Annotated in this window: 21 protein-coding genes and 1 tRNA gene; 20 read left to right on the top strand and 2 right to left on the bottom strand. The window is 60.2% G+C overall.

Translation table 11 applies throughout. From position 1 onward, the window contains the following. Positions 1 to 31 precede the first annotated feature (31 nt). From GRI38_RS04630 to GRI38_RS04655, 6 genes are all read left to right on the top strand, one after another. Positions 32 to 1,663 carry an MFS transporter gene (locus GRI38_RS04630; protein WP_160681722.1) on the top strand — a complete coding sequence of 544 codons (1,632 nt, stop codon included), beginning with the start codon at positions 32 to 34 and terminating at the stop codon, positions 1,661 to 1,663. Continuing rightward, positions 1,656 to 2,696, top strand: coding sequence for an alanine racemase (gene alr, locus GRI38_RS04635; protein WP_160681723.1), 1,041 nt, complete (start codon positions 1,656 to 1,658; stop codon positions 2,694 to 2,696). Before GRI38_RS04630 ends, alr begins: the two co-directional genes overlap by 8 nt. 78 nt (positions 2,697 to 2,774) lie before the next feature. Beyond that, a complete protein-coding gene (phaR, locus tag GRI38_RS04640) occupies positions 2,775 to 3,344 on the top strand; it encodes a polyhydroxyalkanoate synthesis repressor PhaR (protein WP_160681724.1) in 570 nt (189 codons plus the stop codon). A gap of 94 nt (positions 3,345 to 3,438) precedes the next feature. Next, entirely contained in the window at positions 3,439 to 4,983 is a 1,545-nt protein-coding gene (gene proS, locus GRI38_RS04645; protein ID WP_160681725.1) for a proline--tRNA ligase, read from the top strand. A gap of 57 nt (positions 4,984 to 5,040) precedes the next feature. Further along, on the top strand, positions 5,041 to 7,347 hold the full coding sequence (gene rnr, locus GRI38_RS04650; protein WP_160681726.1) for a ribonuclease R: 2,307 nt from the start codon (positions 5,041 to 5,043) through the stop codon (positions 7,345 to 7,347). A gap of 53 nt (positions 7,348 to 7,400) precedes the next feature. Beyond that, positions 7,401 to 7,916 (top strand): peroxiredoxin-like family protein, encoded by a 516-nt coding sequence (locus tag GRI38_RS04655; RefSeq protein WP_160681727.1) that lies wholly within the window; start codon positions 7,401 to 7,403, stop codon positions 7,914 to 7,916. A gap of 7 nt (positions 7,917 to 7,923) precedes the next feature. On the opposite strand, the gene GRI38_RS04660 is transcribed toward GRI38_RS04655, so the two are convergent. Next, positions 7,924 to 8,376 (bottom strand): universal stress protein, encoded by a 453-nt coding sequence (locus tag GRI38_RS04660; RefSeq protein ID WP_160681728.1) that lies wholly within the window; start codon positions 8,374 to 8,376, stop codon positions 7,924 to 7,926. 163 nt (positions 8,377 to 8,539) lie between these two features. Here GRI38_RS04660 and GRI38_RS04665 point away from each other — a divergent pair, with 163 nt between their 5' ends. From GRI38_RS04665 to GRI38_RS04675, 3 genes are all read left to right on the top strand, one after another. Then, positions 8,540 to 9,913, top strand: a complete 1,374-nt coding sequence (locus tag GRI38_RS04665; protein WP_160681729.1) for a pyruvate dehydrogenase complex dihydrolipoamide acetyltransferase — start codon at positions 8,540 to 8,542, stop codon at positions 9,911 to 9,913. 204 nt (positions 9,914 to 10,117) lie between these two features. Further along, on the top strand, positions 10,118 to 11,530 hold the full coding sequence (lpdA, locus tag GRI38_RS04670; RefSeq protein WP_160681730.1) for a dihydrolipoyl dehydrogenase: 1,413 nt from the start codon (positions 10,118 to 10,120) through the stop codon (positions 11,528 to 11,530). A 105-nt stretch (positions 11,531 to 11,635) separates the two neighbouring features. Continuing rightward, the gene (locus GRI38_RS04675; RefSeq protein ID WP_160681731.1) at positions 11,636 to 11,836 is read left to right on the top strand and encodes a hypothetical protein; all 201 of its coding nucleotides are present in this window, start codon (positions 11,636 to 11,638) and stop codon (positions 11,834 to 11,836) included. Between the two features lie 10 nt (positions 11,837 to 11,846). On the opposite strand, the gene GRI38_RS04680 is transcribed toward GRI38_RS04675, so the two are convergent. Continuing rightward, positions 11,847 to 11,936: transfer RNA gene (locus GRI38_RS04680), tRNA-Ser, on the bottom strand. 118 nt (positions 11,937 to 12,054) lie between these two features. Here GRI38_RS04680 and GRI38_RS04685 point away from each other — a divergent pair. The 11 genes from GRI38_RS04685 (at position 12,055) to GRI38_RS04730 (ending at position 22,462) form a co-directional block, all read left to right on the top strand. Beyond that, positions 12,055 to 13,080 carry a lytic murein transglycosylase gene (locus GRI38_RS04685; RefSeq protein WP_160681732.1) on the top strand — a complete coding sequence of 342 codons (1,026 nt, stop codon included), beginning with the start codon at positions 12,055 to 12,057 and terminating at the stop codon, positions 13,078 to 13,080. Between the two features lie 9 nt (positions 13,081 to 13,089). Then, complete coding sequence (locus GRI38_RS04690; RefSeq protein ID WP_160681733.1) at positions 13,090 to 14,262, top strand: D-alanyl-D-alanine carboxypeptidase family protein; 1,173 nt, start codon at positions 13,090 to 13,092, stop codon at positions 14,260 to 14,262. Then, the gene (gene tmk, locus GRI38_RS04695; RefSeq protein ID WP_160681734.1) at positions 14,259 to 14,909 is read left to right on the top strand and encodes a dTMP kinase; all 651 of its coding nucleotides are present in this window, start codon (positions 14,259 to 14,261) and stop codon (positions 14,907 to 14,909) included. Before GRI38_RS04690 ends, tmk begins: the two co-directional genes overlap by 4 nt. Next, complete coding sequence (locus tag GRI38_RS04700) at positions 14,909 to 15,859, top strand: DNA polymerase III subunit delta' (protein ID WP_160681735.1); 951 nt, start codon at positions 14,909 to 14,911, stop codon at positions 15,857 to 15,859. Before tmk ends, GRI38_RS04700 begins: the two co-directional genes overlap by 1 nt. After that, entirely contained in the window at positions 15,852 to 17,414 is a 1,563-nt protein-coding gene (gene metG, locus GRI38_RS04705) for a methionine--tRNA ligase (RefSeq protein ID WP_160681736.1), read from the top strand. The genes GRI38_RS04700 and metG overlap by 8 nt, the downstream gene beginning before the upstream one ends. Continuing rightward, positions 17,414 to 18,190: a TatD family hydrolase gene (locus tag GRI38_RS04710; protein WP_160682467.1), complete on the top strand. Its 777-nt coding sequence runs from the start codon at positions 17,414 to 17,416 to the stop codon at positions 18,188 to 18,190. The genes metG and GRI38_RS04710 overlap by 1 nt, the downstream gene beginning before the upstream one ends. Continuing rightward, positions 18,187 to 18,954 (top strand): MBL fold metallo-hydrolase, encoded by a 768-nt coding sequence (locus GRI38_RS04715; RefSeq protein WP_160681737.1) that lies wholly within the window; start codon positions 18,187 to 18,189, stop codon positions 18,952 to 18,954. The genes GRI38_RS04710 and GRI38_RS04715 overlap by 4 nt, the downstream gene beginning before the upstream one ends. After that, complete coding sequence (locus GRI38_RS13920; protein ID WP_202389839.1) at positions 18,951 to 19,121, top strand: hypothetical protein; 171 nt, start codon at positions 18,951 to 18,953, stop codon at positions 19,119 to 19,121. The genes GRI38_RS04715 and GRI38_RS13920 overlap by 4 nt, the downstream gene beginning before the upstream one ends. Positions 19,122 to 19,278: 157 nt before the next feature. Next, the gene (locus tag GRI38_RS04720) at positions 19,279 to 20,448 is read left to right on the top strand and encodes an isovaleryl-CoA dehydrogenase (protein ID WP_160681738.1); all 1,170 of its coding nucleotides are present in this window, start codon (positions 19,279 to 19,281) and stop codon (positions 20,446 to 20,448) included. A 14-nt stretch (positions 20,449 to 20,462) separates the two neighbouring features. After that, complete coding sequence (locus GRI38_RS14340; protein WP_419880264.1) at positions 20,463 to 20,855, top strand: GFA family protein; 393 nt, start codon at positions 20,463 to 20,465, stop codon at positions 20,853 to 20,855. Further along, positions 20,852 to 22,462, top strand: a complete 1,611-nt coding sequence (locus GRI38_RS04730; RefSeq protein WP_160681740.1) for a carboxyl transferase domain-containing protein — start codon at positions 20,852 to 20,854, stop codon at positions 22,460 to 22,462. Before GRI38_RS14340 ends, GRI38_RS04730 begins: the two co-directional genes overlap by 4 nt.

Consider the following 22,462-nt stretch of genomic DNA (forward strand, 5'->3'; position numbering starts at 1 on the left):
TTACAACGAAGCTGCGAGGGGAGGGGCAAGAATGTCCGAGGCTGCCGCGCTCGAACAGGAGCCGAGCGAGAAGGAAATCAGGTTGGTCATCGCGGCCTCGTCCGCCGGTACGATCTTCGAGTGGTACGATTTCTTCATCTACGGAACGCTGTTTGCGCTGATCGGAGCGGCCTTCTTCCCGAGCGAGAACGAAACCTTGCAGATCCTGCTGGTCTGGGCCGGTTTCGCGATCGGGTTCGGCTTCCGGCCCCTCGGCGCGATCCTGTTCGGTTTTCTCGGCGACCGGCTGGGGCGCAAATATACCTTCCTTGTGACCGTCACCCTCATGGGCATCGCGACGGCCGGCGTTGGCCTCGTACCCAATGCCGCAAGCATCGGGCTGTGGGCCCCGGCCATCGTGATCCTGCTGCGCATACTTCAGGGGCTGGCCCTGGGCGGTGAATATGGCGGGGCTGCGATCTACGTCGCGGAACATGCACCACCAGAAAAGCGCGGCTTCTACACAAGCTTCATCCAGGCGAGCGTCGTCGGCGGCTTCGTCCTCAGCATCGTGGTTGTGCTCGCCTGCCGCGCGATCTTTCCGGCGGATACATTCGCCGCATGGGGTTGGCGCGTTCCGTTTCTTTTATCGATCGTCCTGCTCGGCATATCGCTGTGGATGCGCCTGAAGCTTTCCGAAAGCCCGGTCTTCCTCGCCATGAAGGAGGCGGGAGAGACGGCGCGCAATCCCTTTGTGGAAAGCTTCACTTATCCCGGCAACAAGAAGCGTATCTTCGTCGCGCTGTTCGGTATTACGGGCGTGCTGACGACGATCTGGTACACCGCGTTCTTCTCCAGCCTTTCATTCCTTCAGCGCGACATGCGCCTCGACGAATTCGCGGTCGAGATGATCCTGCTCGTCGGCGGGCTCGTGTCGATGAGCTTCTACCTCGTGGTCGGCAAATGGTCGGACCGGGTCGGCAGGAAGAAGCCGATCGTGATCGGCGCGCTGCTCGCCCTGCTGCTGCTGTTCCCGATCTTCTGGGCCATGGGCAGCCTCGCCAATCCCGGACTCGCACAGGCGGCGAGGGACAATCCGATCCTGGTGTCTGGACCTGAATGCGCGACCGATCCCTTCGCCGAACTGTTCGACCGTGAGCAGACCGATTGCGGCAAGTTGCTCGAAACGCTGACCAGCAGCGGAGTGCGCTATGCGGTCGCGGAAGCTCCGACCGTTGGCCTGTCCGTGGCCGGTGACGTCGTCGCCTTGCCGCCAACTTGGTTCGAGGATGGCGCCGCCCGCCGTGCCGGCATCGAAGAGACGCTTGCGGGATACGGCTTCGACTTCTCCCGGCAGGTTCCCGGTATCGGCGCGATCATCGGCATTCTCGGGCTGATCCTCGTCCTCGGCGCATTGTCGGCCATGACCTACGGTTCGGTAGCGGCGCTTCTGTCGGAGATGTTTCCCCCACGCATCCGATATAGCTCGATGTCGATCCCCTACCATATAGGCGCCGGTTATCTCGGCGGGTTCCTGCCGCTTATATCAGGCTTCATCGTGGCCCGGACCGGCGATATCTACGCAGGGTTGTGGTACACGTGGGCGGTCGTCGCATTCGGCATGGTCGTCGCCTTCTGGGGCCTGCCGAGCGGACCGCCGCGCGACTTTGCCGAAGATGGCTGACAGGCCGCCATCCACCCTTCGCCTGCGAATTGACCAAAAGGCACTGGCCGCGAACTGGCAGGCGCTCGACCGTCTTTCGGGGCGGGCGGGGACAGGCGCGGCGGTCAAGGCGGATTGCTACGGTCTCGGAGTCGATCGCTGCGTGCCGATCCTGAAGAAAGCTGGCTGCGAGGCGTTCTTCGTCGCTCACTGGCAGGAAGTCGAGGGTGTCGCACGCCACGTCGATCCCGGCTCCATCGCGGTCCTGCACGGCTGCACGAACGAGGCCGAAGCCGCCTATGCCATCGCAACAGGGGCAAAGCCGGTCATCAATTCGCTCGAGCAAGCAAGGCGCTGGACCGAGGCGGACGGGGGCCCCTGTCACCTCATGATCGATACGGGGATCAACCGGCTCGGCATCGCTACGCATGAATGCAGCGACCCTGCCATTGCCGCGCTCGACATCGACGTGCTGATGTCGCATCTGGCCTGCGCCGACGAAGACAGTGCGATGAACGTACGCCAGCTTCAGCGCTTTCGCGATATCATTCCCGCCATTTCGCATCGGACGACAAGCCTGGCGAACAGCGCAGGCATTGCGCTCGGCAGCAAGTATCATTTCGATCTCACCCGTCCCGGTCTCTCGCTCTATGGCGGCGTTCCGCGCACTGAACTGTCTGAAGTGATCGCACAGGTTGCCTATCCGCAAGCCGCGATCATCCAGCGCCGCAGCATCAGGGCAGGGGAGAAGGTCGGCTACAACGCGACGTTCACCGCGCAGCATGACATGGAGATCGGCGTGGTCTCCATCGGCTATGCCGACGGGTTCCTGAGGGCCAACAAGCAGGAGGGGGCGGCTTTCCGAGATGGACAGACCCGCCTTCCCCTGCTCGGAAAGATATCCATGGATATGGTCGTCGTCGATTGCAGCGAAGCGCCGAACTTGCGCGAGGGCGACTGGCTCGACATTCCCTATCTCCTGCCGGAAAAGTCGGGCGCGACCGGCCTGTCGCAATACGAATTGCTGACCGTTCTCGGCGACCGCTTTGCTTGACACTGGACTTGCGATATTGCGCCTGCGATTTGGCGAATGCTAAGTGCAGCATGAAACGATTGCCGGGGACCTGAGAGCATGGCCAAGAACACGGACGATACGAACGCCGTAATCATCAAGAAATATGCCAACAGGCGTCTCTACAACACCTCGTCCTCGAGCTACATCACGCTTGACGATCTTTCCGCGATGGTCCGCGAGAACATCGACTTTCAGGTGGTCGATGCGCGCAGCGGGGACGACATCACGCACTCTATTCTCACACAAATCATCATGGACGAGGAAGCGAATGGCGAGCAGATGCTGCCTGTCAGCTTCCTGCGTGAACTGATCGGGATGTACGGCAAGTCGATGCAAGCAATGATGCCGCAATATCTCGAAGCCTCCATGGCACAGTTTCGTGCCAATCAGGACCAGATGCGCGAAGCGTTCGAGCGCAGCGTTGGGCGCAACCCCTTCGCCAAGCTGGCCGAAACCAACATGGCGATGATGATGGCCGCGACCGAGGCGTTCATGCCCAATGGCTCTACCGCCAGCGAGCCGCGCGAGGGTGACAAGCGAAGTGATACGCACAGCGGTGACGAGCTTGCCGCACTGCGCGACCAGATGGCCGCCATGCAGAAGAAGCTCGACGAACTCGGTAAATAACCCTTCACGGTCCGTTTGCCGCCGCCGGCGAACACTCAATCTCTCCCGCTCTGCGCGCAGTGATTTGCGCGGGGGCACATTTCTCAGGTGAAACTTGGTACAGATACGTCACGCCCTTTCGGTCAAGCGCGCGGATAATTTCGCCGAATGGTATCAGGCGGTCATCGCCGAAGCCGATCTGGCGGAAGAATCGGGAGTCCGCGGGTGCATGGTGATGAAGCCATGGGGCTACGGAATCTGGGAGCGGATCCAGCGCTTGATGGACGCACGAATCAAGGCCGCCGGGGTCGATAATTGCTATTTCCCCATCTTCATTCCGCTTTCCAATTTCGAGCGGGAAGCCGAACACGTCGAGGGGTTTGCCAAGGAAATGGCGGTCGTCACGCATCATCGCCTCATCGCGGGCGAGGACGGCAAACTCGTGCCCGATCCCGAAGCGAAACTCGAAGAACCTCTCGTCGTGCGCCCGACGTCGGAGACGATCATCGGCGATGCCATGGCGCGCTGGGTCCAAAGCTGGCGCGATCTGCCGCTGTTAACCAATCAATGGGCGAACGTCGTGCGCTGGGAGATGCGGACGCGCATGTTTCTTCGCACGAGCGAGTTCCTCTGGCAGGAAGGTCATACGGCGCACGAAACGCGCGAGGACGCCCTGACCGAGACGCACCGGGCCATCGAAATGTACCGTGCCTGCGCTGAAGACGAACTCGCAATCCCCGTAATCGTAGGAGAGAAGCCGGAGAACGAGCGGTTTCCGGGGGCTGTCGAAACATGGTCCATCGAGGCCATGATGCAGGACGGAAAGGCCTTGCAGGCGGGAACCAGCCACTATCTCGGAACCAACTTCGCCGAAGCCAGCGGCATCCGCTTTCAGGATCGCGAGGGGTCGCAGCAACTCGCCCATACGACGAGCTGGGGCTTCTCGACCCGGATGGTGGGCGGCGTCATCATGACGCATGGCGACGATGACGGGCTTCGCGTGCCGCCGGCGATCGCTCCCCACCAGGTGGTTATCCTGCCGATGCTCCGCGACAAGCCGGAGGATGCGGCGCTCCTCGCTTATTGCGAGGAATTGCGTGACGCGATCGCCGGGAAGGACGTCCTGCGAGAGCCGGTGCGCGTGCTGCTTGACCGGAAACCGGGCAAGGCCGCTGCGAAACGCTGGGACTGGGTGCGCAAGGGTGCGCCGGTCATCATCGAGGTCGGCGGGCGCGACATGGAGAACGATGTTGTCAGCCTTCTCCGACGCGACGACCTGTGGAACATGGAAAACGGCAAGCCGAACTTTTCGACGCCCTCGCGGACCGAAACTGCAGACCGCGTCGTCGCCATTCTCCAAGACATGCAAACCGCGCTTTTCGTCGAAGCGCGCGATCGGCGCGAGCGCAACGTCACGCGCGACGTGAACGAGTTTTCGCAGATCGAGGCGCTCTATGCCGAGGGCGCGTCTGCCCCCGGCTGGGTGGAAGTACAGTGGTCGCGTCCGACGGGCGAAGAACTCGAAGCCGTCATCGAACGATTGAAAGCTCTCAAGCTGACCTTCCGTAACGTGCCGGTGGATGCCCCCCCTGCCGACGGGAAGTGCATCTTTACCGGCAAGCCGGCGGTCGAGCGGATCATCGTGGGCCGCGCCTATTAAGGGCGGCATCGGGCGGTTTGGGGTGACAGATCGACCGGTCCACCCCATATCGCGCGCATGAACAAAGCAAAACAGGCGAGCCTGCCCTCGGCCGAACAGATCCTCGAATTTATCCAAAGCGCCGACGGTACGGTCGGCAAGCGCGAGATCGGCAAGGCTTTCGGCCTCAAGGGGCAGGAGAAGATCGCCCTCAAGAAACGTCTCAAGGACATGGCTGAGGAAGGGCTGATCGACGGCAAGAAGACGGCCTATCATCGCATGGGCGGCGTGCCGAAGGTGACGGTACTGCGGATCGCGGAGATCGAGGATGGCGAGGCCTATGCCATTCCCGACAGCTGGAACCCCGACGATGCGACGCCGCCTCCGCGGCTCTACGTGCGCGAAAGCAAGGGCGGAAAGAAGAAGCAGGCCCGTCTTCCGGCTTTGAAGGTCGGGGACCGGGTGCTTGCTCGCACGGAGGAGACGGGGCGCGGGTGGGTCGCCCATCCCATGAAGAAGCTTCCCGCAAAGACCGAAAGCATGATGGGCGTCGTCGAGACCGATCGCGATGGCAAGCACTGGCTTGCGCCGGTCGACAAGCGCATCCGGTCGAGCAGCGCGATCGCCGATGTCGGCGAAGCGGAGGAAGGGCAGCTGGTTCTGGCCGAGTTGGCAGGTCGCTCGCAGCGTGCCGGGGTTAATGTCATCGAGGTGCTGGGCGATCCCCTCGAACCGAAGAGTTTCAGTCTCATCGCCATCGCGAAACACGGCATTCCCTATGTCTTTCCCGATGCCGCGCTCGAAGAGGCGGATCGGGCTGCAAAACTTCCGGTAACGCCGGACAAGCGCGAGGACCTGCGGCATTTGCCGATCGTCGCCATCGATCCCGCCGATGCGCGCGACCACGACGATGCGATCTGGGCCGAGCCTGACGGAAAGGGCGGCTTCGACGCCGTCGTCGCGATTGCCGACGTGTCCTATTACGTCCGGCCCGGCGGAGCGCTCGACCGCGAAGCGCGAAAGCGCGGCAACTCCGTCTATTTCCCCGATCGGGTCGTGCCGATGCTGCCCGAGATCCTCTCCGCCGATGTCTGTTCTCTGGGCGAGGGGGACGACCGGGCCGCAATGGCCTGCCACCTGAAAATCTCGTCGGACGGCAAGCTCAAGGACTGGCGCTTCACCCGCGCCATCGTCCGCATCGACGAGGTCATCGCCTATGAGGACGCGCAGGAGCGGATCGATAACGACAAGGCGGGCGAAAATCTGAAGAACCTGTGGGGCTGTTGGGAAGCGCTGGCGAAAGCGCGCGCCGAGCGCGAACCTCTCGATCTCGACCTGCCCGAGCGGCGCGTCATGCTCGACGAGCAGGGCAGGATCACGGAGATCGCCGTGCGCGAGCGGTTGGATGCCCACCGCGTCGTCGAGGATTTCATGATCGCCGCGAATGTCGCCTCGGCAAAGGCGCTGGAGGCGAAAAAGGCTCCCGTGGTATACCGCGTTCACGAGACGCCCAGCCGGGAGAAGCTGGTTGCGCTGAAGGAATATCTCGCCACGCTGGACCGCAACTTCGCGATGGGCCAGGTCATCAAGCCGTCCATCTTCAACCGCTTCCTGGCCGAGATCGACGATCCGGCGGAAAAGGCCCAGTTGATGGAAGCCGTCCTGCGCAGCCAGACGCAGGCATATTACGGCCCGACCAATGCCGGGCATTTCGGGCTGGCGCTCGACAGCTACGGGCACTTCACGTCACCCATCCGCCGCTATGCCGACCTTCTGGTCCACCGCTCGCTGGTGGATGCCTACGGTCTCGAACAGGCAGCGCCGAAAGGCGACTTGCCCCCAACGTCCGGCCTGTCCGACAAGGATAAGGCGGACCTTGCAAAGATCAGCGACGCGATCAGTCAGTCGGAACGGCGCGCGATGGAGGCCGAACGCGACACGATCGACCGCTACGTCGCGGCATGGCTCGCAAGCCGCGTAGGCGAGACCTTCGATACGCGCATCACCGGCGTTCAGTCCTTCGGCTTTTTCGCCACGATCGAGGGGCTGGGCGGCGACGGACTCGTTCCCGTCTCGACGCTTGGCAACGACTATTATCGCTACGACGAGAAAGCCCAGTCGCTGGTCGGGGAACGAAGCGGCGAAAGCTTTACGACGGGCGACCGGCTCAAGCTGAAACTGGCCGAAGCCAATCCTTTGACCGGGGCGCTCAAATTCGAAGTCCCCGATAGCGAGGGGAAGGGCGTCGAACCCCGCGGCAAACGACCAGCACAGGGCGAGCGTCGAAGCGGAACGAAAAAGTCCGGGCGCAAGGGCAAGCCGGGCCACCAGCAGGGCAAGCGAGGCCGCCCCGGCAACATCCGGCATCAGGGGCGCAAGCGCTAGGCCTCGGAACGGGTCGGCGCACGGCCCATTGCCTTTATCAAAAGGAGATATTCATGCTGAAGCCCGGCGATAAAGTACCGACCCTCGAACTGCCCCTGACCATCGACGCGAAGTTCGTCCTCGCCGATCAGGACCCGGACAGCTTCACCATGCTGGTGTTCTATCGCGGCAAGCACTGCCCGGTATGCAAGCGATACCTGACGGAACTGGCCGGCAAGCTCGACGACTTCACGAAGGCGGGGGTGAACACCTTCACCGTCTCGATGGATGACGAGGACCGCGCAATGACGATCGATCGGGAGTGGGATACGGGCGACGTCCCGCTCGCTTACGACCTGAGCGAGGAAAAGGCGCGCGAATGGGGCCTGTTCATCTCCGAAGGTCGCCCGGACAGCGAGGAACCCGCCAAGTTCTCGGAGCCGGGCCTGTTCCTCGTGAAGCCGGACGGAACGCTGTATTTCTCGGTCGTGCAGAGCGGTCCCTTCACCCGTCCTCCGCTCGACGAACTGGTCGAGGCGATTCAGTTCGTTACGGAGAAAGACTATCCGGCGCGCGGCACACTGACCTGATGCAGCCTCAGGCGAGCGCGTCGATCTGTTCGGTCGAAAGCCCGCCCGGCACGATGTAGAGCGGGCAGGGCAGTCCGCCGGCGCTGCTCGTGAAATGGGTTACGAGCGGCCCGGCCGCCGCTTCCGCGCTCGAACCGAGGACGAGCGCGGCAATGTCGCTATGTTCCTCGAGATATTTCTTCACCGATGCCTGCGGATCGCCGGTCCGCACCGCGATCGTCGGACGCTTGCCGTGTTCTGCGAAAATGTTGCCTGCCTCGCTATTGGCGAGCACTTCTGCCCGATCTTTCGCTTCCTGTTCGATCGTTGCCTGCACGCCGCCAAAGGCATTGAAGTTGTTCTGCGGAACGAGGGCGAGGATATGGACCGCGCCGCCGGTCCGGGCCGCGCGAAGGGCCGCGAAGCGCAAGGCTTTGCGCGCTTCCGGCGTTTCGTCCATCACGACCATGTAAATCCGCATCGCGCCCCCGCTTTCCGCCGACATTCACCGCTGTCGACCTGTCTTTCCTGTCGAGCGCGATATCCGACGAATTCACCGATAGCGCAAGAACCTTGCCTAGACGAAGGCGATCGGCAAAGGCATAACCTCGCCTGTTCCGTAAGGTCGAGGAAGATTTAGATTTATGCCGATTTCGATCAAGATGCCTGCTTTGTCGCCTACGATGGAAGAGGGAACGCTTGCCAAATGGCTTGTGAAAGTCGGCGACAAGGTCGAATCCGGCGACGTCATGGCGGAGATCGAAACAGACAAGGCGACCATGGAATTCGAAGCGGTGGACGAAGGGGTCATCGCGGCGATCGAGGTCGAGGCCGGAACGGAAAACGTCAAGGTGGGCGATGTGATCGCAATCCTCGCTGAAGAAGGCGAGGACCCTGACGAAGCGGCCAAAGCGGCGACTTCAAATTCGTCCGATAATGCGTCGGGCGAGCAGGCTACGGCGGCTCAGGACAAAACCCCCGCCAGCGCTTCGCAGGCAGACAGCAAGGCGGATGCCGAACCCGCCAAGGATGCGCCGCGATGGGAAGACAAGCCCGCGACCGCGCCGAAAGGCGAAGCGAGCGACGATGACGATCGCATCATCGCCTCGCCACTTGCGCGACGGATCGCAGAACAGCAGGGCATCGACCTGGCCGAGATCGAGGGTAGCGGGCCGAACGGTCGCATCGTGAAAGCCGATGTCGATAAATTTAAGCCGGGCAAGGCAAAGGCGAAACGAGGGACGGAAGCCCAAAAGGAAGATCGTGCTGCCGTTCCGGAGCATACGCCCGCCCCGACGGCGAGCGCGGCCAAGGTTCCCGATTTCGGCATCCCGTTCGAGGCGGAAAAGCTCAACAACGTTCGCAAGACGATTGCGCGGCGTCTGACCGAGGCGAAGCAGACGATCCCGCACATCTATCTTACCGTCGACGTGCGGCTCGATGCGTTGCTGAAGCTGCGCAGCGACCTCAATTCCGCGCTTGAAACACAGGGCGTCAAACTCTCGGTCAACGATCTGCTCATAAAGGCGCTGGCGAAGGCGCTGCTGGCAGTGCCCAAGTGCAATGTCAGCTTTGCCGGCGACGAGCTGCGCAAGTTCAGCCGGGCGGACATCTCGGTCGCCGTCGCCGCGCCCAGCGGGCTCATCACTCCGATCATCGTCGATGCCGGAAACAAGGCGATATCGAGCATATCGACCGAGATGAAGGAACTGGCCGGCAAGGCCCGCGACGGCAAGCTGCAGCCGCATGAATATCAGGGCGGCACGGCCAGCCTGTCCAATCTTGGAATGTTCGGCATAAAGCAGTTCGATGCCGTCATCAATCCGCCGCAGGGCATGATCCTGGCGGTCGGTGCGGGCGAGAAACGTCCTTACGTGGTCGAGGACGCCCTGGCGGTCGCTACGGTGATGAGCGCCACTGGCAGTTTCGATCACCGTGCGATCGACGGTGCGGACGGCGCGGAATTGATGAAGGTGTTCAAGGAACTGGTCGAAAACCCGCTCGGGCTGGTGGCTTGAGCGGCAGGGCGATCAAACTTGCGTCCGGTATCGTGATTACTGTCCTGCAGCTATCGTCCTATGCGAATAATAGAGCATGACGTCAGTGGCTCACGATCGCTTTCCAATGGCTTTTTCAGGCTTCGCGCGAAGGGAGATTTCTCTTCGTCAGGACCGGGTTCCATGTGTTCCATCCTGTAGGACTTTCCGAAAGGTTATCGAATAATGTCAGAGAGTTACGATGTCATCGTTCTCGGCTCCGGGCCGGGCGGCTATGTCGCGGCAATCCGTTGCGCCCAGCTCGGGTTGAAGACGGCAATCGTCGAGCGCGAGAAGCTGGGGGGCATCTGTCTCAACTGGGGCTGCATTCCGACAAAGGCACTGCTTCGCTCGGCGGAAATCAAGCACTACATGGACCACGCGAAGGACTACGGCCTCAAGGTTGCCGGTGCCATCGAGGCCGACCTTGAAGCCGTCGTGAAACGCAGTCGGGGCGTCGCGAAACAGCTCAATCAGGGCGTCACGCATCTGATGAAGAAGAACAAGATTGCCGTGCACATGGGCGAGGGCAGGTTGACCAGCGCCACCACCCTTTCGGTGAAAGGTGACGACGGCGAGAAACAGCTGGAAGCGAAGCATATCATCGTAGCGACCGGCGCGCGGGCCCGCGATCTTCCCTTTGCGAAGGCCGACGGCAAGCGCGTATGGACCTATCGCGCCGCCATGACCCCGCCGGAAATGCCCGAAAAACTGCTGGTGATTGGATCGGGCGCGATCGGCATCGAGTTCGCCAGCTTCTATAACGACATGGGTTCGGATGTGACGGTCGTGGAGATGGTCGACCGCATCGTGCCGGTCGAAGACCACGAGGTCTCGGCGTTCCTCGAAAAGAGCCTCGTCAAGCAGGGTATGACAATCATGACCGGCGCCGGGGTCGAGGACATCTCGGTCTCGGACAGCGGGATCAAGGCGAAGATCAAGACGAAGGACGGCAAGGTCGCAGAAAGCGACTTCAGCCACGTCATCGTCGCCATCGGCATCGTGCCGAACACGGAAGACATCGGCCTCGACGATCTGGTCGAGATGGAACGTGGCTTCATCACGATCGACCCTTACGGGCGGACGAAGAGCAAGGGATTGTGGGCCATCGGCGACTGCACGCCCGGCCCGTGGCTCGCACACAAGGCCAGCCACGAAGGCGTGACCGCAGCCGAGGCCATCGCAAGGGAACTTGGCAACAAGGACGTCCATCCACACCCGCTCGACCGGTCGAACATTCCCGGCTGTACCTATTGCCATCCCCAGGTTGCCAGCGTCGGGCTGACTGAGAAGGCGGCGAAAGATGCAGGGCGCGAGGTGAAGGTCGGAAACTTCCCATTCATCGGCAACGGCAAGGCGATTGCACTGGGAGAAGCGGAAGGCTTCATCAAGACGGTGTTCGACGCGAAGACCGGGGAACTGCTCGGCGCCCACATGATCGGGGTGGAAGTGACGGAACTCATTCAGGGCTATACGGTCGGCAAGCAATTGGAAACGACGGAGGCGGAACTGATGCAGACGGTCTTCCCGCATCCGACCTTATCAGAAATGATGCACGAAAGCGTGCTCGCGGCCTATGGAAAGGCGTTGCATATCTGACCGCCCGGCGTTCCGCTGTCGGTTCGTCGCATTTTTCATCGTCTGGTCGTAAATGTCGAGAACCGTTGCCTTTCTCCGCGCGTTATTGGCGCAAGGAGAGAGACAATGGAATTCGAAATTTTGGATGATCCGCAAGGCGAACGCGACCGACCGGAAGGCGACCGGGACGGTGGCATCGTCGAGGATCATATCGCCCTGCGCAACCAGTCCTCGGTCGAACCGGAGGACTATCCAGAGGAAGAGCGCAAGGCGGAAAGCCTCGTGCCGAAGAAGGATGCCGACGAGAAGGACCGTCAGCCCGAGTAATCGGACCACATGGCGGACAGGGTGGGATTCGAACCCACGAAGGGCTTGCACCCTTGCTGGTTTTCAAGACCAGTGCATTCAACCGCTCTGCCACCTGTCCGTCCGGCGGTGCGCTAAAGCCGATAGGGCGCTTTGTCACGCGGAGATTGCCGAGTTCACCGAAGGTAAAGCGTCGTTCTCGCCTTTAACGATCGAACAGGTTCTGCCATGAGTAACATATGAAATTTCTACGCTCGCTCTTACCGCTTACTCTGGCATCCTTGGTCGGAACATCAGCCGCTCCCGCTTTCGCTCAGCAACCTAGTTTCGATGCTTATGTCGACAGCTTGGTTTCGCGGGCGCGTGCAGAAGGCGTCAGTGAAGCAACACTATCGCGAATGACTGCCGGATTGACGCCGAATTCACGCGTCATCGAACTCGATCGCGAGCAACCGGGTACGCCTTCGCGCCCCGACGTGTTTCCCTCGCTCCAGAATTATATCAACATTCACGTGAATGACGTCAGGATCAATAACGGTCGCGACGTCTATCGCAATTCGCGTGGAACGGCGGACCGGATCGCGCGAGAATATGGCGTACCTGCGGAAATACTGGTCGCGATCTGGGGGCATGAGACAGCCTATGGGGCGGTTACCGGCAGCTTCGACCTTGCCCGCGCCCTGGCGACGCTTGCCTGGGAAGGGCGTCGTCGCGAGTTGTTTGCATCGGAATTCGTTTCCCTGATGAAGGTCGCGGACAAGGGTTACCCTCGCGATCGGCTGCAGGGCAGTTGGGCGGGCGCATTCGGTAACCCGCAGTTCCTACCGAGCGTGTATCTTCGACTTGCCGCGGATGGCGATGGTGACGGGAGGGCCGATATCTTCAACAATCGCGCTGACACCCTTGCTTCCATAGCCAATTATTTCCGCGATGCTGGCTGGCGTCCCGGTCAGCCATGGGGTGTTCGGGCAAGCCTTCCCGCCGGGTTCGATCCGTCCGATTACGAGACCGAACTGGTCGCCCCCGTATGCCCGCGCGTGCATAATCGGCACAGCCAGTGGAAGACCGTCGCAGAATGGCGCGACCTCGGCGTGACCCCGCAGCGGGCAATCGGCGACGACGTGTTCGCGTTCGTCTTTCAGCCCGACGGGACGGGGACGCCGGCTTACCTCCTAACGGGCAATTACCGTGCAATCCTCGAATATAATTGCTCCAATTACTATGCGATGAGCGTGGGTCTGTTGGCTGACGAAATAGCGCGCTAAAAGCGGCTTATGGTCCGATTCTCGATTGCGACGCGCCTTTTCTGCGCTCTGTCCGCTCTGTCCTTGGCCTCGCAGATCCATGCGAAGGACGAAGTGCGACCGGAGATACCTGCGCCTGAAGCAGCACCGATCGCGATGCTCTACGATCTACAGAGCGGCAGGACGCTCTTCCAGCGTGACGTCGATCGCCGTTTCGCGCCGGCCTCCATCACGAAGGTCATGACGACCTATGTCGCCTTTTCGAAGCTCAAGGAGGGCGATGCTTCTCTCCGGCAGCAAACCGGGGTCCGGCCGGAGACATTTCGCGAATGGAGCGGCAAGGGCTCGACAATGTATGTGCCGCATGATGCGGTCCTGACGCTCGACCAATTGCTCCACGGCATTACCACCGTGTCCGGAAACGATGCGTCGGTCATTCTTGCCGAAGCCATGGGGGGCTCCGTCGACAACTGGCTGGCCCTGATGAACGACAGCGCGCGCCGCATCGGCATGAAGAACTCGCATTTCGGAACGCCGAACGGCTGGCCCGACGAAGGCAGAACCTTCACGACAGCGCGAGACCTCGTAACTCTCGGCAGTTCACTCCTGCGCGATTTCGGCGAAGAATATCGACATTTCTATGGGAAGCGGACCTATACCTATAACAATATCACGCAGAACAATCATGATCCGATTACCTCCAAGGTCGATGGAGCCGACGGAATAAAGACCGGGTTCACCAATCAGGCTGGCTACGGCTTCTTGGGGACGGCCGAGCGCGAGGGAAGGCGGCTCATGATGGTCGTCGCAGCAAGCGACCGCGCGAATCTGCGCAACACGGCCGCGCGCAATCTCATCGAATGGGGATTTTTGGAGACGCGCAACAGGATGTTGTTCGCTCCTGCCGACCCGGTCGCCACGATACCAGTTCAGAATGGCGATACGCGCAGGCTGGACGTCGTCAGCGAACATGGCGTGTTCGCGACGCTGATGGAGGGCGAGGATCTGCGCGACGTGAAGCTCTCAATTCGCTACGCAGGGCCCGTTGTTGCCCCGATCGAAGATGGCGAACAGGTCGCCTGGCTCGACGTCTCGCACGGGACTGCCGCCAGCTACAGCATACCGCTCTATGCATCCCGTTCGGTCGATACGGCGAACCCCTTCGAGCGGATGTATAACGGTCTCGCGGGCCTTTTTTCGTGACTTATCCTCAGGTTGGGAAAGGTTTTTTCATCGCTCTTGAAGGCGGCGAGGGAACGGGGAAAACGACGCAGGCCGGGCTGCTTGTCGAGGCATTAAGAGGAGCTGGCCAGGATGTCGTACATACGCGCGAACCAGGCGGAACGGAGGGGGCGGAGGCCATTCGCAAGCTGCTCCTCGATCCGCCCGCCGGGGGGTGGGGCATCAGAGCGGAGGCGCTCCTGTTTGCCGCTGCGCGTGCGGATCACGTCGACAAACTCATTGGACCTGCGTTGGCTGCCGGAAAATGGGTTGTCTGCGATCGCTTCATCGACTCGAGCCGCGCTTATCAAGGGCATGCCGGGTCTCTAGGAGACGAGCTAATCAGACAATTGCATTTGGCAGGAAGTACGGGGCTGCGTCCGGACGTGACGCTCCTGTTCGATGTGAGCGACGTCAATGTGGCAGAGCGGCTTATGTCTCGCGATCGGGGGAGGAGCGATGCGATCGGAGGACGCGATCCGGCCTTCCATGCACGGGTCCGCGAGGGATTTCGCAATCTGGCAGACGGAGATGACAGCGTCATTATTATCGATGGCAATGGCGCACCCGAACTCGTCCATCGCTCGGTCATGGCAGCCTTGAAACCCTTTCTCGAAGAGCGCGACTGATGCTGCAGGGGCACGAGGAACCTTCGCGTCAATGGCAAGCTGCAGTCGGTTCAGACAAGTTGCATCATGCCTGGCTCCTTTCGGGACCGCGTGGGATTGGCAAGATGCACTTTGCCATAGAGGCTGGCCGCAAACTCGTTGGCGGTGACGCGCCAGCTACCGAACATCCCGACATTCACATCCTTTCGCAACTGCCGAAGGATGAGAAAGAGGATAAGAAGCGCGCCGAAGGAAAGCCGTTCGAGCGCAAGCGCAATATCGGCGTCGGCCAAGTGCGTTCGATGCAGAAGAGACTGACGACCCGGCCAACCTTGGGCGACAAACGGGTGATCATCATCGATGCTGCGGACGACATGGAACGATCAGCCTCCAATGCGCTCTTGAAAAGCCTCGAGGAACCGCCCACCGGCAGCCATTTTCTCCTCGTTTCGCATCAGCCTTCGAAATTGCTTCCGACGATCCGCTCGCGCTGTCGAGTCTTGCGGTTTGCCGCGCTGAGCGAGGAGCAGCTTCGTCATGTATTGGCGAAGCAGGATGTCGACGCGACGCCCGAGGCGCTGGACGCCGCCATCGAGGGAGCCAACGGATCGCCGGGACTGGCGCTTCAGCTGATCGCGCTAAAGCTGGGCGAAGTCCGAAAAGCGATGGCGCATATCCTCGAGGGCGGGGATCCGCATTTCGAAGCAAGAGCCGCTCTTGCAAATGCCATCGGGCAACGACCCGACCGCGAACGCCTGGCAGCCATCGTCTCTCTTGCAAGATCGCTTCTGGCGAAGAACATGGCAAACGGTTCGAGAGAGGACTTTTCCTCTCGTCACACTGCCTATCTCGAATGCGAACGTCTGGCGGCGGAAATCGCGACCTTCAACTACGATTCAGGTTTGCTCGCGATGGAGATCGGTAGCTTGCTTGCGAATGCCGCTCGTCCTACGAAGCGCCACTATGCCTGACCCGTATTACATCACTACCGCAATTAGCTATCCGAATGGTCCGCCGCATATCGGCCATGCGTACGAAGCCATCGCAGCTGACACGATTGCGCGGTTTCACAAACTACGGGGACGCGAGGTTCGGTTCCAGACCGGTACGGACGAGCACGGCCTGAAGATGGCGCGTAAAGCGGAAGAGCAGGGCAAGACTGCGCGCGAATTGGCAGACGAAATGTCGTCCAAGTTCAAGCATATGTGCGACGCTCTGCACATCGAATATGACCGGTTCATTCGAACGGTCGACGACGATCACCATCGTGCCAGCAAGGCATTATGGGAGCGCATGGAAGCGCGCGGTGACCTCTATCTCGACCGATACGAAGGCTGGTATTCGGTCCGCGACGAAGCGTTCTACTACGAGAAGGAGCTGATCGAGGGTGAGGGGGGCGAGCGCCTTTCTCCACAAGGTACGCCGGTAGAATGGACGACGGAGGAAAGCTGGTTTTTCCGCTTGTCCAAATATCGGGACGCGTTGCTCGAATTGCTGCGTGGCAACCCCGATTTTATAAGACCCGAACGTAGTCGCAACGAAATGATCGCATTTCTGGAAGGGGACTTGCGCGACCTTTCCGTCAGCCGCACCAGCTTCGATTGGGGCGTCAAGGTTCCGGGCAGCGAAAACCACGTCATGTATGTCTGGGTCGATGCGCTCACGAACTATCTGACGGGTCTTGGTTTTCCTGACGAAACAGATAATTGGCGTAAATTCTGGCCTGCCGATCTACATCTGATCGGCAAGGACATTGCGCGGTTCCACACGATTTACTGGCCGGCCTTTCTGATGAGCGCCGACCTGCCGCTACCCAAACAGGTATTTGCGCACGGTTTCGTCCTAAAGGGCGGGCAGAAGGAGTCCAAGTCCCTCGGAAACGTCAGCGACCCGCTTGAACTCGCCGAGATGTATGGGGTCGATACGCTTCGATATTTCCTGCTGCGCGAGATCTCCTTCGGCCAGGACGGCAATTGGTCGCACGAAGCAATCGTGACGCGAACCAACGCGGAACTCGCGAACAGTTTCGGCAATCTCTGCCAGCGCGTTCTGTCGATGATCCATAAGAATATGGATGGCGCGCTTAGCGATTATTATTTCGATGGCGCCGACAGGACGCTCTTGACGATTGTTCAGCGGGCATGTCGCGACGAACTTCCCGAGGCGTTCGAGCAATTGAGGTTTTCGGTGGGTATCGAGGCTTGGCTGCGCGCCGTTTTCGCGTGCAACCAGTATGTCGACGAGCAGGCTCCGTGGGCGTTGAAGAAGAGCGATCCAACGCGCATGGCTGCGGTATTGCAGACATTGTTTATCGCAATCCGCGATCTTGCGATCGCAATTCAGCCCGTCATTCCTGAAAAGTCCAAACTCGTTCTCGACCAACTCGGTATCGCATCGGAGCGCAGATCATATGACGATCTTCAGGACGAAAGCTGGTTCGGTGCGCTTGTCGCCAAGGGGCATATGATCGAAAAGCCGGCTCCCGTTTTTCCGCGCCTCGAGCTTTCTGAGGCGGTAGCCGCATGATGCTGGTCGACAGCCATTGTCACCTTGAATACGAAGGCTTGGCAGAACGACAGGATGACGTCTTACAGAATGCCCGATCGGCAGGAGTTACAGCGTTCCTCAACATCAGTACCAAGCGCAGCGAGTGGGACCGGGTTTGCGAAACGGCGACCTGCAAGGACGGCGTCTGGGCCAGCGTCGGCATTCATCCTCATGAGGCGGACGAACACCGCGATCTCGCGAGGAGCGACCTGAAGTCTGCGACGGACCATCCTCCCGTCATTGGCATCGGTGAAACCGGCCTCGACTACTATTACGAACATTCGGACAGAGAAACGCAGAAGTCGTTGTTTCGCATGCATATTGACGTTGCTCGCGAGACTCGGCTGCCGCTAATCATTCATACGCGTGATGCTGAGGACGATACGCTCGACATTCTTCGGACCGAGATGGAGCAGGGCGCCTTTCCCGCGATCATCCACTGCTTCACCGCTTCCGCAGGGTTCGGGCAAAGCGTTCTCGATTTGGGTTTGTCGATCTCCTTATCGGGCATCGTGACGTTCAAGAACGCCAAACCGTTGCAGGAATTCGCGAGGATCATTCCGGCAGATCGGCTGCTCGTGGAAACCGACAGCCCATTTCTGGCGCCCGTTCCGAACCGCGGCAAAACCTGCGAGCCGGCCTTTGTCAGCGACACGGCCCGCTTCCTCGCTGACTTGCGAAACGAAACCATCGAACAACTTGCGGAAACGACGACCGCCAACTTTTTCCGCCTGTTCGCGAAAGCGCAAAGGTGAAGCTCATCATGCTAGGGTCGGGTACCTCGACCGGCGTTCCCAGGATCGGAAACGACTGGGGCGACTGCGATCCGAACGAGCCGCGAAATCGACGCACACGCGTATCCATCATAGTCGAAAATTCGCTCGGCAAGCGAGTGCTGATCGATACTTCTCCCGATCTCCGGCAGCAATTGCTTGCGAACGATATCGACCGCGTCGATGCCGTCCTCTGGACACATGATCACGCAGATCACTGTCACGGAATCGATGATTTGCGCCCGATGAGATACGGTCGTTCCAACGCTTTGCCGGGATATGCCAGCGCGGCCACGGCGAAGCGACTGAAGGCGCGTTTCAATTACATCTTTGCCGGTCAATACGGTTATCCCACGCTGGTAGATCTTTCCACTCTCGACAATGTCAGGCTGGTCGCAGGATTTGGCCTGGCTCATTGCGAGATGCCGCATGGCGGTATGGACAGCACGGCATTCCTTCTGGAATATGACGGAAAGACAATAGGTTATGCGACGGACTTCAACGCGATAACACCGTCGATGGTCGATGTATTGAAAGGCGCCGACATTCTGGTTTCCGATTGCCTGCGCCGGGATCCGCATCCGACACATGCGCATCTTGATCTTGCGCTTGAACTCGGTCGAAAGACGCGTGCGAAGAAATTAGTCCTGACGCATCTCGACAAGAGCATGGATTACGCGACTTTGAAGTCGGAAATCCCGAAGAACGTCATCGTCGGTTACGACGGTCTGGAAATTGCTGCATGAACGAACATCAGATCGTGTCGTTGGTTGCGCTGCTAGGATTTCTAATCCTGGCTGGCAGCGCGCTTATCGGCCATCGATTGTCGTGGAAGCGCGGCGTGGTCATGGCAACAGGGTGGCTCGCGATTTTCGCTATCGTATTCCTATTCTTCAATCTCATAGCGGGTTGACGCGCCCATCTTTTATTTAACATAATACTTATTATCATTCTCAACGATCGCTGAGCTTCGTCGAACGCCCCTGCTCCCGCGCGACTATTTTCATACGAAACCGGGTTCACCTAAGCCCGCCGACCATCTAGGGCTTCGTCGCAGTGAAGGAGAGATCATGCGCGCGACCCCCGAATTCGACTTTCAACTTGGCGATACGGCGGACATGATCCGCGAGACGACTGCCCGCTTCGCCGACGATCAGATCGCGCCGTTGGCCGAAAAAGTAGATCGCGAGGACTGGTTTCCGAAGGACGAATTGTGGCCTGCTATGGGAGAGCTTGGCCTTCATGGCATTACTGTTCCAGAGGCCGATGGCGGCCTTGGCCTGGGTTATCTGGAGCATGTCATCGCAGTCGAGGAAGTCAGCCGCGCGAGCGCCTCGGTAGGCCTCAGCTACGGCGCGCATTCCAATCTCTGCGTCAACCAGATCGCGCGCTGGGGTAATGACGAGCAGAAGGCAAAATACCTTCCCAAACTGATCAGCGGCGAACACATCGGCAGTCTGGCCATGAGCGAAGCAAGCGCAGGCTCCGACGTCGTTTCAATGAAACTGAAAGCTGAAAAGGCGGACGGTGGTTACGTTCTGAACGGCACCAAATTCTGGATTACTAACGCGCCATATGCCGACACGCTCGTCGTTTACGGCAAGACGACCCCTGACGCGGGCAGCCGCGGGATCACGACCTTCCTGATCGAGAAAGGCTTCGAGGGCTTTTCGATCGGTCAGAAGATCGAAAAAGTTGGAATGCGCGGCTCTCCGACAAGCGAGATCGTTTTCGAAGATTGCTTCGTACCGGAAGAAAACATCATGGGTCCGGAGAATGGCGGCGTCGGCGTGCTGATGAGCGGGCTCGATTACGAGCGCGTCGTGCTTGCAGGATTGCAGCTCGGCGTAATGCAAGCATGCCTCGACACCGTCATCCCCTACCTTCGCGAGCGTACCCAGTTCGGCAAGCCGCTCGGCAGCTTCCAGCTGATGCAGGCCAAGGTGGCGGACATGTATGTCGCGCTGCAATCCGCTCGTGCCTATACCTACGCCGTCGCAAAGGCATGCGATGCCGACAAGACCACGCGGTTCGACGCAGCGGGAACAATTTTGCTTGCTTCCGAAAACGCATTCCGTGTCGCGGCCGAAAGCGTGCAGGCCTTGGGCGGTGCCGGCTACACGCTAGATTGGCCGGTTGAGCGTTACATGCGCGATGCCAAGCTGCTCGACATCGGCGCGGGGACGAACGAGATCAGGCGGATGCTGATCGGCCGCGAATTGATCGGGGCGGCGGGATGAAAAAGCCATCGGTCATGGGAAGGTGTCTGTGCGGCCCGACATCCTACGCTCTTTCGCCTCCATACGATCGCATAGAAGTCTGCCATTGCATTCAGTGTCGCCGCGCTAATGGCGGCGAGTTCCATATGGTCGTACCGGTGACGGAACAGCAGGTCGGATGGAAAAGTCAAAATAGAATAAGCGAATATGAAAGCTCTTCAGGCAAATTCCGCGCTTTCTGCGCAGGCTGTGGTGCGCCTGTATATAGCCGACGCACGAGGCGGCTAGGTCAGCTTCGATTACGCGCCGGATTGATGCCCGATCTTCCACGACCGAGCGAATTGAAACAGCAATTTGGCGCATACCCGTTGCCGTGGATAGAACCGCTTGCCCGAACGGTAGCAAGGCCGGAAGACGAGGCCATATGAGCGCACCTACCCTCACCTCTACCCTCGATCGCGAAGCACCCGATGCCATGGCGCGGTTCGAGCATAACAGGTCCCTTGCTCAAGCACTGCGTTCCAAAGTCGCCGCAGCCGCACTCGGCGGCAGCGAAGGCAGTCGCGAGCGCCATGTCGGGCGAGGCAAATTGCTACCGCGAGAGCGGGTCGAGCGGCTGCTAGATCCGGGCAGTCCGTTCCTCGAGATCGGCCAGCTTGCCGCCAATGATATGTACGGCAAGGACGAGATTAATGGCGCGGGAATGATTGCGGGGATCGGGCGCGTTTCGGGTCGGCAGGTCATGATCGTCTGCAACGATGCCACCGTGAAGGGCGGCACATACTACCCCATGACGGTGAAGAAGCACCTTCGTGCGCAGGAGATCGCGCAGGAGAACCGCCTGCCATGCATCTACCTCGTCGACAGCGGCGGGGCGAACCTGCCGCACCAGGCCGAGGTCTTTCCCGACCGCGATCACTTTGGGCGCATCTTTTTCAATCAGGCCAATATGAGCGCGCTCGGCATTCCGCAGATCGCCTGCGTTATGGGAAGCTGTACCGCGGGCGGCGCCTATGTGCCCGCCATGTCGGACGAGACGGTTATCGTGCGCAACCAGGGCACGATTTTCCTTGCCGGGCCACCGCTGGTGAAGGCGGCGACGGGCGAGGAAATCAGTGCGGAAGATCTTGGTGGCGGCGATCTGCACGCGAAGAAGTCCGGCGTGGTGGACCACTTGGCCGAGAACGACGAACACGCCCTTACCATCGTGCGCGACATCGTTTCCCATTTGGGCGACAACTATGCGGAAGCTAAAAATATCGACCTACGCGATCCGCGCCCACCGAAGTTCGATGCCGACGATCTGTACGCGATTGTACCGGATGATGTCCGCGCGCCCTATGATGTGCATGAAGTGATTGCGCGCCTCGTCGACGCGTCCGAGTTCCACGAATTCAAGCAGCAATACGGCAGCACGCTGGTTTGCGGCTTCGCGCACATTTGGGGTATGCCAGTCGCGATCCTCGCCAATAACGGCGTGTTGTTTTCCGAAAGCGCACAGAAGGGTGCCCATTTCATCGAGCTTGCCCAGCAACGCCGCATTCCCCTGCTGTTCCTGCAGAACATCTCCGGCTTCATGGTCGGCGGAAAATACGAGTCCGAGGGGATCGCCAAGCATGGCGCCAAGCTCGTGACTGCAGTCGCAACCGCCACGGTACCCAAGGTCACCGTGGTCATCGGCGGCAGTTTTGGCGCGGGCAATTACGGCATGTGTGGCCGCGCCTATTCCCCCCGCTTCCTGTTCACCTGGCCCAACGCGCGCATCAGTGTGATGGGCGGCGAGCAGGCGGCCAGCGTTCTTGCTACCGTCCACCGCGACGCAGATAGTTGGACGGATGAGCAGGCCGAAAAATTCAAAGCTCCGATCCGCCAGAAATACGAGGATGAAGGCAATCCCTATTACGCCACGGCTCGGTTATGGGACGATGGCGTAATCGACCCGGTGCAAACCCGGGACGTGCTCGGCCTTGCTTTCGCGGCGACGCTCGAAGCCCCGATACCCGAGCGCCCGCAATTCGGCGTGTTCAGGATGTGA

The organism is Parapontixanthobacter aurantiacus, from assembly GCF_009827635.1.
GTDB lineage: Bacteria > Pseudomonadota > Alphaproteobacteria > Sphingomonadales > Sphingomonadaceae > Parapontixanthobacter > Parapontixanthobacter aurantiacus.

Excerpts from the sequence above, each read along its gene's own strand:
- GRI38_RS04630 (WP_160681722.1), top strand. The coding sequence starts at position 32 with ATGTCCGAGGCTGCCGCGCTCGAACAGGAGCCGAGCGAGAAGGAAATC.
- alr (WP_160681723.1), top strand. The coding sequence starts at position 1,656 with ATGGCTGACAGGCCGCCATCCACCCTTCGCCTGCGAATTGACCAAAAG.
- phaR (WP_160681724.1), top strand. The coding sequence starts at position 2,775 with ATGGCCAAGAACACGGACGATACGAACGCCGTAATCATCAAGAAATAT.
- rnr (WP_160681726.1), top strand. The coding sequence starts at position 5,041 with ATGAACAAAGCAAAACAGGCGAGCCTGCCCTCGGCCGAACAGATCCTC.
- GRI38_RS04655 (WP_160681727.1), top strand. The coding sequence starts at position 7,401 with ATGCTGAAGCCCGGCGATAAAGTACCGACCCTCGAACTGCCCCTGACC.
- GRI38_RS04660 (WP_160681728.1), bottom strand. The coding sequence starts at position 8,376 with ATGCGGATTTACATGGTCGTGATGGACGAAACGCCGGAAGCGCGCAAA.
- GRI38_RS04665 (WP_160681729.1), top strand. The coding sequence starts at position 8,540 with ATGCCGATTTCGATCAAGATGCCTGCTTTGTCGCCTACGATGGAAGAG.
- lpdA (WP_160681730.1), top strand. The coding sequence starts at position 10,118 with ATGTCAGAGAGTTACGATGTCATCGTTCTCGGCTCCGGGCCGGGCGGC.
- GRI38_RS04675 (WP_160681731.1), top strand. The coding sequence starts at position 11,636 with ATGGAATTCGAAATTTTGGATGATCCGCAAGGCGAACGCGACCGACCG.
- GRI38_RS04685 (WP_160681732.1), top strand. The coding sequence starts at position 12,055 with ATGAAATTTCTACGCTCGCTCTTACCGCTTACTCTGGCATCCTTGGTC.
- GRI38_RS04690 (WP_160681733.1), top strand. The coding sequence starts at position 13,090 with ATGGTCCGATTCTCGATTGCGACGCGCCTTTTCTGCGCTCTGTCCGCT.
- GRI38_RS04700 (WP_160681735.1), top strand. The coding sequence starts at position 14,909 with ATGCTGCAGGGGCACGAGGAACCTTCGCGTCAATGGCAAGCTGCAGTC.
- metG (WP_160681736.1), top strand. The coding sequence starts at position 15,852 with ATGCCTGACCCGTATTACATCACTACCGCAATTAGCTATCCGAATGGT.
- GRI38_RS04710 (WP_160682467.1), top strand. The coding sequence starts at position 17,414 with ATGCTGGTCGACAGCCATTGTCACCTTGAATACGAAGGCTTGGCAGAA.
- GRI38_RS13920 (WP_202389839.1), top strand. The coding sequence starts at position 18,951 with ATGAACGAACATCAGATCGTGTCGTTGGTTGCGCTGCTAGGATTTCTA.
- GRI38_RS04720 (WP_160681738.1), top strand. The coding sequence starts at position 19,279 with ATGCGCGCGACCCCCGAATTCGACTTTCAACTTGGCGATACGGCGGAC.
- GRI38_RS14340 (WP_419880264.1), top strand. The coding sequence starts at position 20,463 with ATGGGAAGGTGTCTGTGCGGCCCGACATCCTACGCTCTTTCGCCTCCA.
- GRI38_RS04730 (WP_160681740.1), top strand. The coding sequence starts at position 20,852 with ATGAGCGCACCTACCCTCACCTCTACCCTCGATCGCGAAGCACCCGAT.